The organism is Microcoleus sp. B4-C1, from assembly GCF_036705285.1.
Taxonomy (GTDB): Bacteria; Cyanobacteriota; Cyanobacteriia; order Cyanobacteriales; family Microcoleaceae; genus Microcoleus.
The window spans coordinates 1-12,908 of sequence record NZ_JAUBUC010000056.1; the positions used below are offsets into that span (position 1 = coordinate 1).

A 12,908-nucleotide genomic window follows, 5' to 3' on the forward strand; every position below is an offset into this window, starting at 1 on the left:
CTCTGACTTTTCGCTCATCTGACTACATTACCATATTGTTCGGCTCTCTGCGGAACTATTTTTACCTGAATCCTTACAAGTCTTTCTAGTGCTTTCTTCTGTTTAAGGAATTTGAACTTGGTTACTGTCTTTGCTTTTTAAACAGCAACTTTTTTGTAAATGTAATCAACAGCCTGTTGAACTGTTTCTATGTTCTCCGCAGCTTCATCGGGAATTTCAATGTCGAATTCCTCCTCGATGGCCATGATTAGCTCTACTGCATCGAGAGAATCTGCTCCTAAATCACTGGCAAAATTAGCGTTGATGGTGACTTGACTTGCATCAACTTCTAGTTGCTTGGCAACAACGGCTTTGACTTTTTCATAAATTTGCTGCTTAACCTTATCGCTTGGGAAAGATTCTGCAACAACGGTAGCAGTAGCAGTATTATTCGTAGTTTCATCAGAATCTAATTCTAATTCCTCTTCGGATTCATCCCGGACTTTGAAGTACCAAAATAGATTAGCCACAGCCAAATCAGAGGCTTTTTCCAAATTCGACGATACTAAACTTTTATGACCCCCTAGTTCCCCTTGTTCAATGATATAATCTTCATACTCTTCACGTCGCTCCTGATCGAGCATCCATTCCAGTTGAGTGCGAAGCGCGTAAAAATGAGACTTCGGCTTCAAATTTTCATAAAATAACTGTTCCTCTGGGATTGCTAAAGCTGTTGCGGCTGAGTTTTTCTCCACCTTAACAGCAGAGTCAGATTTACTAAAATCAGCACTTTGCAACTGTTTTAATTCACTTGGCGGTAAAGCTTTCATCCATTCAATCTGATTTTGCCAACTCTCTAATAAAACTAAATCGCGATCGTGAATGCACGTAATTTCAGGAAAAAGAAAGTCAAGCTCTTCGTCTGAGTCACAACAGTGTATAATACCGAGGCTATCTTGACGGATTTGTTGTTGAAGTTGAGAAATACGATCGCCCGCAGCCCCATACTCATTTTGCACCTGATAAGTCGCAATAATACTTTGTTCGATCGTCCAACTGCACTCTAACCGCCGCAACTGTCCCGCCGCACAGGTTTCTGACAACAACTGCGGATTTCTGTAATCAGCTAAAGCCTCAAACAGCATCCCCCGCGCCGCATCAATTTCAGCATTGCGGCGGTTGATATCTTGCAGTTGCAAAGCCGATCGCATTCGTTGAATTGCTTGATTAAATAACCCGTAAGCCCGCACTAAGACTAGGCGATGGTTCTCAAATTTTATATCTGCAACCACTTCGGAAATTAATTGCTTAATTTCGGCGCCTTGGCCTTTCAAAAGTTGTTCTAAATTGATGAAACCATTTTCTACTTTAACTTCCAGCCTTTCTACTGCTTTTTTTAGTTTCAAAGTCTGGTGCAAATTCACCGCCGACAAGGCTACCCCAGCCGCAACTCCCACACCAATGACGGCTGTTGTCGCTTGCAGCACGCCCAAACTGGTTTGGACGGCTTGAAAGCCCATGTGGTTTTGGTACATCTGCAAGCCTCCCATTGCAAGCTGCACGGGAGACACTAACGGCGATAGGGGGCTGTTGTTGACCACCGCGCCAACGGCGTGGGCCGCAAACTCTCCCGTTGCTGCATCTCTCGCCATGCCGATCGGCACTCCAGCCGATGTAAACACTTGTACGTACTTGCCAGCCTCGATCGCAGCCTGTACCGCCGGGGGAAATACAAAGTTCATCATCAATTTCTACCGTGTTACCAATCCACAGAATAACTAATATATTATGCTAGTTTAAATAAAAAAAAATTATCAATATGCCCTGCAAATGCACACTTCGCTAATTAGTCCTCAAACAGTTGAGCTTGTTTCGCGGCTGACCGGGCAAAACCTCCGAAAAGAGGATATTACTCCGCCTGTGCTTTTCCTGGCGGGGCTGGTGACGGTATTGCTGGGAGTCATTCATGCCGACGGTACGGTAAGTGCTGAGGAAACACAGCGATTGCGGACAATTTTTACGGAACTTATTCCCGCTAACAACAGTTTGCGCCAATTCGTAATGCCGATGGTTAAGAGCGTGCGGGAACAGCAAGTTTACAAGAAATTGACGGCGTTGCTGGCGCTCACATCGTGCTTTTCCGAAGAGGAAAAACTGCTGTTGATTAGTTTTGGGTATCAAATGTCGGCGGCAGATGGGACAATAGATGAACGAGAAAAACAGTATTTGACCATCATTGCCGATCGACTCGGAGTTAATGCGCGATTTTTGAGTGTTTTGGAAGCGAGTTTTAGCAATCAAGCCATCAGCGATACAGCAGCTTTAGCAGAAGTCCACTCGTTACTAGATCCAGCGCAATTTCAATCTCTCGATTCTATGTTTGTCCGTGCTGCCAGTCACATTATCGAACATTTACCAGCCAAACCGAAACACAAAACAAATCAAAAGCAATCAGTTTCATCCTATCAGGAGTTGAAAAAATTTCAGGAGTATCGGCAACAACTGAATGCTCTTTGTGAAAAACTAGGCTTAACTCTGCAAAATGGAATCGATCGCAACGTGCTATCTCCTACTTTAGCACAAGAAGTAACGAAAGTATCTCAGAGATTGCAATCTCCATGTTTTCGCGTTGCTGTTGTCGGCGAATTTAGTAAAGGTAAATCAACCTTACTAAATGCTTTACTTGGTGAGGAAATCCAACCAGTGCGCGATATTCCCTGTAGCGGTAATGTGACTATTTTGAAATATGGTTCGCAGCGCCGGGTTATTTGTCGCTACCACAATGGACGGGAGGAAGAAATTTCACCTGCACAATATCAAGAGAAAGCTTCGATTTCGGAACAAGCGGCTTATGGTTCCTATGCCGATGAAATTGCCAAGTCGGAAATTGCCGAAATCGTTTTTGAACATCCCGAATTAGAGTTGTGCCGCAATGGGGTAGAAATTATTGATTCTCCTGGATTGAACGAACAAGCCGAACGCACATTAATCACCCAACAGGTGCTCAAAACAACTGATGCGGTTATTTTCTTAACTCATGCTCAAAATGCTTTAACCGAGAAAGAGCGAGAACTGCTTTTGTACTTGAAAAAAGAACTAAATTATGGTAATAAGGAAGGCGCGAGTAATATTTTTATGGTAGTTAATTTTTTCGATTTGCTGCGGCGGGAAGAGAGTCGCCAGCAGGTACGAAAAAGGGTGGAAACAATTGTTACAAGTCAAAATTTGATTGCTGGTGAAAATCGGATTCATTTTATTTCTGCTCAATCTGCATTGGAAGCGATTTTAGCAGGCCATGAAAATGATGATTATCTAAAATCTTTTCAGGGTTTTACTGATTCGGTTGAGAAGTTTCTGACAGTTGAACGCGGGGCGATCGCACTTCAGCAATCAGCCGCCGGAATTAAGCAAATTATTAATACTGGCTGCAATGAATTGACTCAATATAGGGAAATCTTAGAAGGAAAATTGACAGTTTCTCAAGGAGATAAGGCGAAGATTTTTGAACAAATGGCGGAAGTAAGCGGCCGCGATGTGAAAATCAAACTTTTAGCTAATGAACTGAGGGAGGAATCTGTAGAAGAAGCTATTGAATCTTGGAATGAATGGGTGGAAGGATTGGGAGAACGCCTGATGGCAAAAAGTCATCGCTGGACTTCCGAACACGGACACATCATGAGTCAAGACAAGTTGACTAAAGATTATGCAGATCAATTTGTACGAGACATCACCGAAGAAATTGATGACTGGGGCAATCAAAAAGTACAGTCTATTTTAAAACAAAATATGGGAGTGCTAGACAGCCAAATCGGTGAAGATATTGATGCAATACGGCAAGAATTTCAACAGTTTGACCAGCAACTCAGCACTAGCCTTGTCGCTCAATTCAATAACTTAGCAACAGCAGGTAGCTTAGGCGGATTTGGCGCAAGTGGAAGGGGAATTGCTTCCTCAATTAACCCAAATATCGGTAGTGATGAAAGCTTAGGCGTTGGTTTGGGTCTCGGTGCATTAGTAGGTGCTGGGTTGCTATTTTTTACAGGACTTGGTTTTATAGGAGTTATTTTGGGTGGCTTAGCTGCTGGCGCTGGTGGCGGTTTTGGCTTTAGTTTTTTAGATGGCGATGCTGTTAAAGATCAGATTAAGCAAAAAGTTTGCGAGTTAGGCGTTGAGAAATTTGACGAATCTGCCCAGTCTATTTTTGAGAAGGTACAAGAAAGAATTATTACAGTATTTGACGATCGCGCTGATGCGAATAGCGGTGCGATGTCAAAAGCGATCTCGCTGTGGGAAAATTTATTAGAACAGCAGGAAAAGCGCGATCGAGAGCAAGCAGATTGCGAGGCCCAAAAAGTTTGGCTGGCTGACAAACGCCGAGAACTCGAACAAGTACAAAATCAAATTGAGGCTATTTTAAATCAGAGCGATCGCCCTCAATCAATCAATTCCGCTTCCTGAAAAATCTGTCTAGTCGTCAACTCCAAACCAGGCAGCAACTCATCCACAATCGGTGTATTATCCGTATAAACTTGACTAGAACCATCGGTCAAAAAACTTCTAATTAAAATAGCCTCTGGATCAATTACCCAAACTCGCGGAACACCCGCAGCCAAATAATCTTTCGCCTTCTCTTCAAATTCCTTCATACTTTGATCGGGCGATATAATCTCAATCACCAGTTCAGGAATTGCGGGACAAGCTTCATTTCGCCGCCAACTTTTCGGCAGACGTTCATAAGAAATGTACGTTAAATCGGGAACAGGTGCCCAATCTTTATCCTGACGTTTTAACAAAATTGCCCATTCTGGAAGCACTCGCCCGCGTCCTTTACACCATACACGAATCAGGTCACACAAAGCTCCCTGTAAACTGGAATGAAAAAATTTTGGAGACACTTTAGGGACTGCTTCACCATCTACAAACTCACAATATACATCTCCGTCGGGCAAAGCTAGAAATTCTGCTAAAGTGAGTTTGGTTCCGATGCCTACCATGACTCCCAGCCCTCTCGCTAATTAATTCAAATATCAATTATACAAAATTTCCCAACATTCCTAGAACTACGATCGCCCTTGGGCCTCTATTCCAAAAACCGAATAACAAAATCCCCGACTTCTTTAACAAGTCGGGGATTTAACCCAATACGGTTCCGTTAAAACTATTTATTCCTCGGAGATCCCCCTAAATCCCCCTTAAGAAGGGGAGTAGGGGTTGACTTTGAGAACATTCTTGTCCCCCCCTTTTTAAGGGGGGTTAGGGGGGATCTGGGTTAACCCAAGCGTATTGACTGATTACCGCGATTTTTATGCCAAAACTGGCACCGGCTGTGGCCAACGTCCCATGACTTTACCAATCACCGCCAATTCTTCCATCAACTTGTCGAACTGATCCGGTGTTAAAGATTGCGGCCCGTCAGACAAAGCTTTTTTCGGATTCGGGTGCACTTCAATCATCAGCGAATCAGTACCAGAGGCGATCGAAGCAAACGCCATCGAGGGTACAAACTGCGCCCAACCGGTGCCGTGACTGGGGTCAACCATAATCGGTAAGTGAGTCAGAGTCCGCAATACTGGTACTGCCGACAAATCGAGGGTATTGCGTGTATATTGCCTGTCATACCCGCGAATTCCGCGCTCGCACAAAATCACGTTCGGATTGCCAGAAGCCATGATATACTCAGCAGCCATCAACCATTCTTCAATGGTTGCGGAAATGCCGCGCTTCAGCAAAATTGGTTTGTCTTGAGCTCCGACTTTCTTCAACAGTGAGAAATTCTGCATATTTCTCGCCCCGACTTGTACCACGTCGGCTACTTCCACGATCGCACTTAAATCGGCCGCATCCATAACTTCCGTGATAATTCCCAAACCGCTAGCTTCCCGCGCCGCAGCTAGCAATCCCAAAGCACTCTCGCCGTGGCCTTGGAAAGCATAGGGGGAAGTTCTCGGTTTGTACGCGCCACCACGGAGAAAATGAGCTCCAGCAGCTTTGACGCGCATTGCCGTTTCGACAATCATTTCTTCGTTTTCGACCGAGCAAGGGCCTGCTACGATCGCGATCGGGTGATGCAAGCCGATCATCACAGTTCCTAAAGGAGTAGCAACTTCTACTGTGCTGGCTTCTCCTTGGCGGTACTCCAGAGAAGCGCGTTTGTAGGGTTTTTCCACGCGCAGCACTTCTTCAATCCAGGTGCTCATTTCGCGCAGTTGCATCGGTTCTAGTTCAACGGTGTCGCCCACCAAACCCATGACGGTTTTGTAACGGCCGACGATTTTTTCTGGTATCAAACCCCAGTTAGTGCGGAGCTCTTCGTCGATGCGATCGATCTCGGCTTCTGGAGTGCCGGCTTTCATTACTATAATCATATTTTTTTTGCCTTTTTAGTTGGGCTAGACACGAATTATGACACGGATGGAATGCGAAAAATCCCGTTTTTACCTAAGCCTCGATCCCCCTAAATCCCCCTTAAGAAGGGGGACTTTGAGCAAGTTCTTGTCCCCCCCTTCTTAAGGGGGGCTAGGGGGGATCTGGGGCTAATCGTCAAACAGAAGTCTCTGACTGGGTTTAACCTTAAGTTGACACCGATGACTACTGACTAATGACTAATGACTAATGACTAATAACTAATGACTAACTTTTTGGCTTCGCGGCGCGCCACGCTTCTCGCATCCGTCCAAAATTGGTATTAAATTCTTCCCACCCCAGAGTGCTTCCTGAAACTTCTTCATCCCAGGAAGCTGAGAGGACTCCGTAGCTTAATCCCAGAACGCCTAGACCAAAACAGCCCATGCTTACCAGCAATACTGCTGTGTTGGGCAAATCAAACAAGCCTTTGCTGACTATCAAATAGCTGACAAAAAATGTGGAAATTCCCAGGATTGTCGGTATGCCGCAGAATACCGCTATGCGAGATATCATGCGTTGGCTGACTACTTCTGGGATGGATTGCGCCTGTTTTCCGGTTTTGTTAGCTTTCGGCTGCTTGTCGGCAGAATCCGACTCTAAGGCTATGCTTGCTTGGGGTTCTGGGGGCTTTTTAGGCGTTTTTTTACGATTTGTTGCCGGTTCAAAGGGCAAGCGCTTGCGGGGTGGTTCGGAGGACATATTTTATCTCTGACCTGAAATCTCGAACATTTTTCAATAAGTCTTGGTGTTTGTCCAAGATTAAAGAATATTGTCGCAAATTTTGGCTTTGGTGTTTAGCCGCGAATGCCTAGACGGGCAATCAATGCTTTGTAGCGATCGGCATTTTGCTTTTGGATGTATGCCAGCAGGCGCTTGCGGCGGCTGATCATCATCATCAAACCGCGCCGGGAGGCGAAGTCTTTTTGGTTGATTTTCAGGTGGGCGCTGAGTTTTGTGATGCGATCGGTCAGCATGGCGACTTGGACATCTGCTGAACCGGTATCGGTTTCATGGGTTTGGAAGTCGCCCATGATTTCTTGTTTGCGCTGTTGTGTAAGAGCCATGAATTGATTTTAGTTTTTTTTGTACGATTGTCACGATCTCCAATGTTATCACAGGGGAAGCATAACAACGATAAAATTTTTGCTACGGATGGGTTTGTTTTTTGAGCAGAATAGACTTGAATTGCAAACATACTTAGGACGGGCGGGACGCCCATCCCACAGGAAAAAAAATTGTGGGATGGGCGTCCCGCCCGTCCAGGGTTTTTATTCCCGGCGGCTAGATATTGTAGGGGATTATCATTGTAGGCAATTATCGGCTCAAATAGGCGATCGCCTCACGTATCCAATCCTCCGCATCACCTTTGGCGGACAAAGTGCTGTCTTGACTGAGGGTTTGCAGCGCTTGCAAGACTTCAGCCCCAGTGTATCCCATCGCCAGCAGGATCATCTCGACTTCTTCTTGAATAGCTGGGGGGACTCCGGCCGCGACTGAAGTTGTCAAACCTGCTTGCTGGCGCCATTCCGAGAGTTTGCTTTTGAGTTCCAGGGCGAGACGTTCTGCGGTTTTTGTACCCACGCCCGGAGTTTTGGCGAGGATGCGGGTGTTACCGCCGACGATCGCCTGGACTAAATCTTGCAATCCTAAAGTATCCAGAAGTGCGATCGCCAGTTGAGCACCCACACCGCTGACACTCGTCAACTGCCGAAACAAATCGCGTTCTGCCGCGCTGCCAAAACCGTACAATACGATTTGGTCTTCCTTAACTTGCTGGTGGGTAAAAATTTGGGCGACTTCGCCGGATGCTGGCAATTGACCGGTCACACGGGGCAAAATTTGGATTTCATAGCCGATGTGATTGACTTCCAGAGTCAATATGACGCGGTTGCTGCCTTTGGCGATATCGGCGACTGTGCCTTTGAGATAGCTAATCATAGAGTTTATAATACACCGCTATTCGTTTTCGTCAAACTCGGCGATGATGCAGCAGATTTCGTTGAGGCTGATATCTGTTCGATTCCCTTCGGGATAGCTTCACTTCACGGATTTTGAGTAAATGGTTCAGGACTTACGCATAAACACCATATATAGCGTTTATGAGGATCCTGAACTACAAGCCGCTAAAGGGTGATTGCCCTGCCTGCTATAGCAATCCTCGCATCATTTGCATAATTATTGTAGGGGCAATCCCACGCCCGGTTGCCCGATAGATAGGGTGTAGGCACTCTTAGCACTACCCCTACAAATTTATAGCCTTTCGAGCGAAAGATGAGGTATCATGTTACTGACACTCACTCGTGAGGGTCAAACAGAGAAGATCAGCTCAAATGAACTCTAATTACATGGTTCAGTAAAGCCACGCGAAAGCCATACCACACATAATAGCATTTTTTTTACACCACGATCTGCTTGACTCACAACACGTTTACTTGTACCAAACATCATACATTGTTAAAAATCAAAGCTTATTCGATTGATTTTCGGCAAAAAATCCTTGATACTTATCATGCTGAACCCATTTCACAAAAAGCAATAGCTAAGCGTTTTTCTGGAGCCTCGGAGTTTTGTACAAAAATTGCTTAAACAATATCGTGAAACAAAAAACATTACTCCGAGAACTGACCGATGTGGAGTCAAACAAAGGCAAACTGAATGCGGAGCAACTACTCATCGAGTGCCCAATTGGTTGAAGCAAATAATGATGCAACTGTTGAAGAACTCCGTTATTTACTTTATGGAAAAATGGGATTTTCCGTTAGTAGAGCAACAATAGGAAGAATGATAAAACTCTTAAACATTACTGTCAAAAAAAAACTCTCTTCCCTTCAGGTAAAGGCACGGAGCGAGTTCAAATCCTGCGATGTGAGTTCTGGAAAACCATTAAAAAGTAAGGTTTGAAAGACTTAATATTCATTGACGAATCGGGAGTTAATTTGGCAATGGTTAGGTTATATGCTAGGTATGCAAAAAGGTGAAAGAACCCAGGGACTAAAACCAACTAAACGTGGCAAAAATCTCTCAATAATTGGAGCAATGTCAGTCAATGAAATTTTGACATCGGTTAATCTAATAGGCGGAACTGATGCAATTACATTTGAAGCTTTTATTATCAGAAAAATCGTACCAAAACTCTGGAAAGGTGCTTGTGTGGTGATGGATAATTGTCCTATTCACCTGGGAGAAGAAGTCAAAAAAGCGATTGAAAAGAAAGGCGCAAAATTAATATACTTATCACCTTATTCACCAGATTTTTCACCAATTGAGAATCTGTGGTCAAAACTTAAAATCATTCTCCGTTCTATCAAGACTACTAATTATCAAGAGTTAGGAAAAGCACTCTTAGTTTGCGTTCGGACAAGTTACATCGTCAAATATTTTTAACTGGTTTACACACTGCTGTTATTGTACCTCATCTTTATGAGAAAGGCTATATTTACAAAATCGGGATGCTCCCGGCTGCAACCCTTATTGGGTCTTGTTCTTAGACCTCTTTCTCACCCTCCCAGACCCCAGAGAACACATAAAAATGAGAAGAAACATGATATTTTAGTAGTTAAAAAGGGATTTCATCATCATCTTCCTCTTCCATAGTCTTAGCCGTCATCCGCCAACTCGTAAGATACTCAATTTGCACATCAATTTTGTTAATAGCTTCCCCTAACCGCTTTTGAATGTATTGAGTCAGCGTCACCATAAAATCTAACTCAACTCCCACAGATAGCGCAAGTTTTGCCAATCTAGCAAAATCTACCTTCAAAATTGAGGAACTGGATAACTTAAAATGGGGAGTATTTTCCTTACTTTGCACCAACATTGCTTTTTTAATTCGCTCTTTCAAATGCTCAACTTCTGAATCCAGTAACTTCCATTCAGGCAAAATTTTTTGATACCTTTCCCCCAATACTGTTAAATCCTCACTCTCCGGTTCCGGCGCAATTTTCTTAGTGGATTTCCGCCGTTGCTGTACATTAGAATTTAACCGCCAACTAGCAATATCCTCAACTTCCAAAGATGGATCAGCGATGAGGTTGCCTAACTGTTTTTGAATTTCTTTCGTCAGCGTCACCGGAAAATTTAACTCAATTCCCTCATTTTCCATCAGTCTGGCCAGCGTCATAAAATCAACTTTCATCGTTATCGAACTGGAAAGCTCAAAATAAGAACTGTCTTTGAGCTTTTGGGCCAGCATCCCTGCTTTAATGCGTTCTTTCACTTCAGCAATTTCTGAATCTAGCGGCTTCCACCGAGATTCTATTTCCTGATATTTTTCACCCAATGCTGTCAAGTTTTCCGTTGCTGGTTCGGGGTAGCATTGGGCAAGAATTTCTAGCAGGTGGCGATGCACTCCAGCTAAATAAACCGCGTCCATCTTGGCATATTCTAGCTGATTCTGGGTCAGGGGACGCTTTGCCCAATCGCCGCTTTGTTCTGTTTTATCTACATAAGCAATGCCGCAAAGTGTTTCTATTAAAGTTTTGAGTTTTCGGTTGGGTAATGGCAGGATGTAAGTGGGAATGTTTGTCGCCATTTTGAATGTGCAAGTGACATTTTGAGCGTCGTCATTGCCGAGAAATCTGATGTCATAGCTGGCGTTGTGCAAGACTTTTTCAATATGTGGATTGACCATGATTTGGTTGATGAAATCTTTGGTCAATTCTGGTTTATCCAAGACATCTAGTAGAAAAGTGGCATCTCCCGTGGAATCTGTGGAGTCAGCTAACACCTGAATCAGAGATAATCTGGGGTTGGATTTATAGTCTGCTATTTCTGTATCCACCCACAGGATTTTAGCTTGGGAAAATTTAGCGATGAGTGCTTTGATATCGTTTGCTGCTGTTAAATAAGGCATTTTTAGAGACTTTTGCTATTAACTTTTTGATTCTATTATGCTATAGCAATTATCGGCTCGATTGTCAACAATTTAAACACCGGACATCGCATTGCCGTGTCCTGGATACACGCCAACCTCAGAAACCCGGTTGCCCCGGTTTCTTCCTATATTTCTCGTTCTAGCGTGCGTTTCGTTCTGAAGAAACCCAGAAATGGGGGGAATTCAGGCTCTAACAAGGTAATCCAATATGGATTGAGTTCGCACTTTAATCCCTTGTTAGATGACAACTTGTTCGTCTTGTGGGTGAGAACACTGTTCAAGTCCCATCCCGCTGGTGCTGCGGTGAAAGCATCACCCCTACGGTAGCGATTAGCCATCAATTCGTAAAGCGGGGTGAAAAGGCGGTAACTGGAAAACCTATTCTAGAATCCCGTCGAGCAAGAGTTTATGGGTAGCGAAAGTAAAGGTACATCCGAACCATCGTGAGCGATAACCAGCGAAACAGGTTGATACGCGCTTGAGTCCCAAAAGGGCAAGGATTGGTAAGAAAGGGACTTTACCTTCAATGTACCGGAGGGTTGGCAATTGTTAGCTTGACCAACTCAGCACTCTGTAATAAATTCGCTGGAAAGTACCACCCTAAAAACTCTAAACAAAGACGAACAGGAACGAAATAACCTACCGTTTGCTCTCTGAAAAAGTCGATTTTCAGAGTAGGTGCGTTCCCGGATGCAACGGCAAGGAGAGATTGGGTCAAAAGCGAAAGCTCCCCTGTAACGAGGGAGATATGCAGACAGACCCACGGTGTCTCGGAAGATAGAACCTCCAGTAGCAATCTAAAAGTCATGAGCACGGTAAAACCGATGTATGAATGGAACAAGACTCCCTGGCGAAAGCTGGAAATAGTTGTGTTCAAGTTGCAGAAAAGAATCTATCAAGCCGCCAATCGTGGTGATACAGCATATTCCATGTAGATGTGGTACACACAATCTTCTAGCCCGTGTAAGGTGCTGATACACCCGTCAATCTGTAAGTTTTATCGACCAATATTTCGCCGCTCCGCACCCGGAGGATTAACACCACACAATATAGCTTTATAGTGTACTTCATGAACCACCGAACAGGCTGTATTAAGGCACTTCGCAGACTCCAAAAGTTGTTGATGAAGTCCTGGGCTGCAAAATGCTTAGCGGTACGTAGGGAACAAAGGAACCACTTCAAGACTGGGCAAACATTAACTGGAAGCTCGTCAAGAAGCGTCAGGACTTACGCACGACCACTAGATATAGCGTACCGGGTTTAGAAATACCCATTGGATAGAGCGATAATATAAAATTAACTATCTTGACTTTTACATGAGAAATTTTAATTCTAAGGAATGACAATTTAATAACTTTAGCATCTGCTAAATAGTCGGAACTGCACGATAATTCCATTTTGGTAGATATTCATCAAAAATAATTTTTATTGTTTCTTTAAATCCCTTAGCTACTTTTCGGCCAGTTTCATAAATTTTATCGCTCACATTTACTACCACAGAAAGCCCGTTTTAGTATGAGTTTTTGCCATGTTTTTTTTCCTAACTCAAGAGTAGTAAAAAATACTCCTTTACAGGCTCTGGTTACGTGAGTAAACAAAGGTTTTTATGTGCTTTACCTGGTTTTTTTGAAATTAATACTATTATAAAACC

Annotated in this window: 12 protein-coding genes and 1 pseudogene; 4 read left to right on the top strand and 9 right to left on the bottom strand. The window is 43.8% G+C overall.

The window, feature by feature from the left end; translation table 11 throughout:
• Positions 1-137 precede the first annotated feature (137 nt).
• Entirely contained in the window at positions 138-368 is a 231-nt protein-coding gene (acpP, locus tag QUB26_RS20830) for an acyl carrier protein (protein WP_333244260.1), read from the bottom strand.
• Positions 369-1,809: 1,441 nt separating this feature from the next.
• Between acpP and QUB26_RS20835 the strand changes: the two genes are divergently transcribed.
• A complete protein-coding gene (locus QUB26_RS20835) occupies positions 1,810-4,437 on the top strand; it encodes a dynamin family protein (RefSeq protein WP_333319526.1) in 2,628 nt (875 codons plus the stop codon).
• Here the strand turns inward: QUB26_RS20835 and QUB26_RS20840 are convergent.
• From QUB26_RS20840 to ruvA, 5 genes are all read right to left on the bottom strand, one after another.
• Positions 4,413-4,973, bottom strand: a complete 561-nt coding sequence (locus tag QUB26_RS20840; protein ID WP_333244183.1) for a Uma2 family endonuclease — start codon at positions 4,971-4,973, stop codon at positions 4,413-4,415. The genes QUB26_RS20835 and QUB26_RS20840 overlap by 25 nt on opposite strands.
• A gap of 309 nt (positions 4,974-5,282) precedes the next feature.
• Positions 5,283-6,344, bottom strand: a complete 1,062-nt coding sequence (gene aroF / locus QUB26_RS20845) for a 3-deoxy-7-phosphoheptulonate synthase (RefSeq protein ID WP_333319528.1) — start codon at positions 6,342-6,344, stop codon at positions 5,283-5,285.
• A gap of 265 nt (positions 6,345-6,609) precedes the next feature.
• A complete protein-coding gene (locus QUB26_RS20850) occupies positions 6,610-7,083 on the bottom strand; it encodes a PAM68 family protein (RefSeq protein WP_333058252.1) in 474 nt (157 codons plus the stop codon).
• A gap of 95 nt (positions 7,084-7,178) precedes the next feature.
• The gene (gene rpsO / locus QUB26_RS20855) at positions 7,179-7,448 is read right to left on the bottom strand and encodes a 30S ribosomal protein S15 (protein ID WP_015174482.1); all 270 of its coding nucleotides are present in this window, start codon (positions 7,446-7,448) and stop codon (positions 7,179-7,181) included.
• Positions 7,449-7,698: 250 nt separating this feature from the next.
• Positions 7,699-8,322, bottom strand: coding sequence for a Holliday junction branch migration protein RuvA (ruvA, locus tag QUB26_RS20860; RefSeq protein WP_333319530.1), 624 nt, complete (start codon positions 8,320-8,322; stop codon positions 7,699-7,701).
• 522 nt (positions 8,323-8,844) lie between these two features.
• Between ruvA and QUB26_RS20865 the strand changes: the two are divergent.
• A pseudogene (locus QUB26_RS20865) lies at positions 8,845-9,808 on the top strand (IS630 family transposase).
• 132 nt (positions 9,809-9,940) lie between these two features.
• Here the strand turns inward: QUB26_RS20865 and QUB26_RS20870 are convergent.
• Together QUB26_RS20870 and QUB26_RS20875 are read right to left on the bottom strand one after the other, a co-directional pair.
• On the bottom strand, positions 9,941-11,236 hold the full coding sequence (locus QUB26_RS20870) for a ribonuclease D (RefSeq protein WP_333244193.1): 1,296 nt from the start codon (positions 11,234-11,236) through the stop codon (positions 9,941-9,943).
• Between the two features lie 146 nt (positions 11,237-11,382).
• Positions 11,383-11,595 (bottom strand): hypothetical protein, encoded by a 213-nt coding sequence (locus QUB26_RS20875; protein WP_333319532.1) that lies wholly within the window; start codon positions 11,593-11,595, stop codon positions 11,383-11,385.
• Between the two features lie 468 nt (positions 11,596-12,063).
• Here QUB26_RS20875 and QUB26_RS20880 point away from each other — a divergent pair, with 468 nt between their 5' ends.
• Positions 12,064-12,192 (top strand): reverse transcriptase N-terminal domain-containing protein, encoded by a 129-nt coding sequence (locus QUB26_RS20880; RefSeq protein ID WP_445299418.1) that lies wholly within the window; start codon positions 12,064-12,066, stop codon positions 12,190-12,192.
• Between the two features lie 134 nt (positions 12,193-12,326).
• On the top strand, positions 12,327-12,521 hold the full coding sequence (locus tag QUB26_RS20885) for a reverse transcriptase N-terminal domain-containing protein (RefSeq protein WP_333244196.1): 195 nt from the start codon (positions 12,327-12,329) through the stop codon (positions 12,519-12,521).
• 102 nt (positions 12,522-12,623) lie between these two features.
• On the opposite strand, the gene QUB26_RS20890 is transcribed toward QUB26_RS20885, so the two are convergent.
• The gene (locus QUB26_RS20890) at positions 12,624-12,743 is read right to left on the bottom strand and encodes a hypothetical protein (protein WP_333302784.1); all 120 of its coding nucleotides are present in this window, start codon (positions 12,741-12,743) and stop codon (positions 12,624-12,626) included.
• Positions 12,744-12,908 lie beyond the last annotated feature (165 nt).

Bases quoted from the DNA above. Each gene is read 5' to 3' on its own strand.
- QUB26_RS20835 (WP_333319526.1), top strand. From the start codon at position 1,810: ATGCACACTTCGCTAATTAGTCCTCAAACAGTTGAGCTTGTTTCGCGG.
- QUB26_RS20840 (WP_333244183.1), bottom strand. From the start codon at position 4,973: ATGGTAGGCATCGGAACCAAACTCACTTTAGCAGAATTTCTAGCTTTG.
- aroF (WP_333319528.1), bottom strand. From the start codon at position 6,344: ATGATTATAGTAATGAAAGCCGGCACTCCAGAAGCCGAGATCGATCGC.
- QUB26_RS20850 (WP_333058252.1), bottom strand. From the start codon at position 7,083: ATGTCCTCCGAACCACCCCGCAAGCGCTTGCCCTTTGAACCGGCAACA.
- rpsO (WP_015174482.1), bottom strand. From the start codon at position 7,448: ATGGCTCTTACACAACAGCGCAAACAAGAAATCATGGGCGACTTCCAA.
- ruvA (WP_333319530.1), bottom strand. From the start codon at position 8,322: ATGATTAGCTATCTCAAAGGCACAGTCGCCGATATCGCCAAAGGCAGC.
- QUB26_RS20870 (WP_333244193.1), bottom strand. From the start codon at position 11,236: ATGCCTTATTTAACAGCAGCAAACGATATCAAAGCACTCATCGCTAAA.
- QUB26_RS20875 (WP_333319532.1), bottom strand. From the start codon at position 11,595: ATGGCTAATCGCTACCGTAGGGGTGATGCTTTCACCGCAGCACCAGCG.
- QUB26_RS20880 (WP_445299418.1), top strand. From the start codon at position 12,064: ATGAGCACGGTAAAACCGATGTATGAATGGAACAAGACTCCCTGGCGA.
- QUB26_RS20885 (WP_333244196.1), top strand. From the start codon at position 12,327: ATGAACCACCGAACAGGCTGTATTAAGGCACTTCGCAGACTCCAAAAG.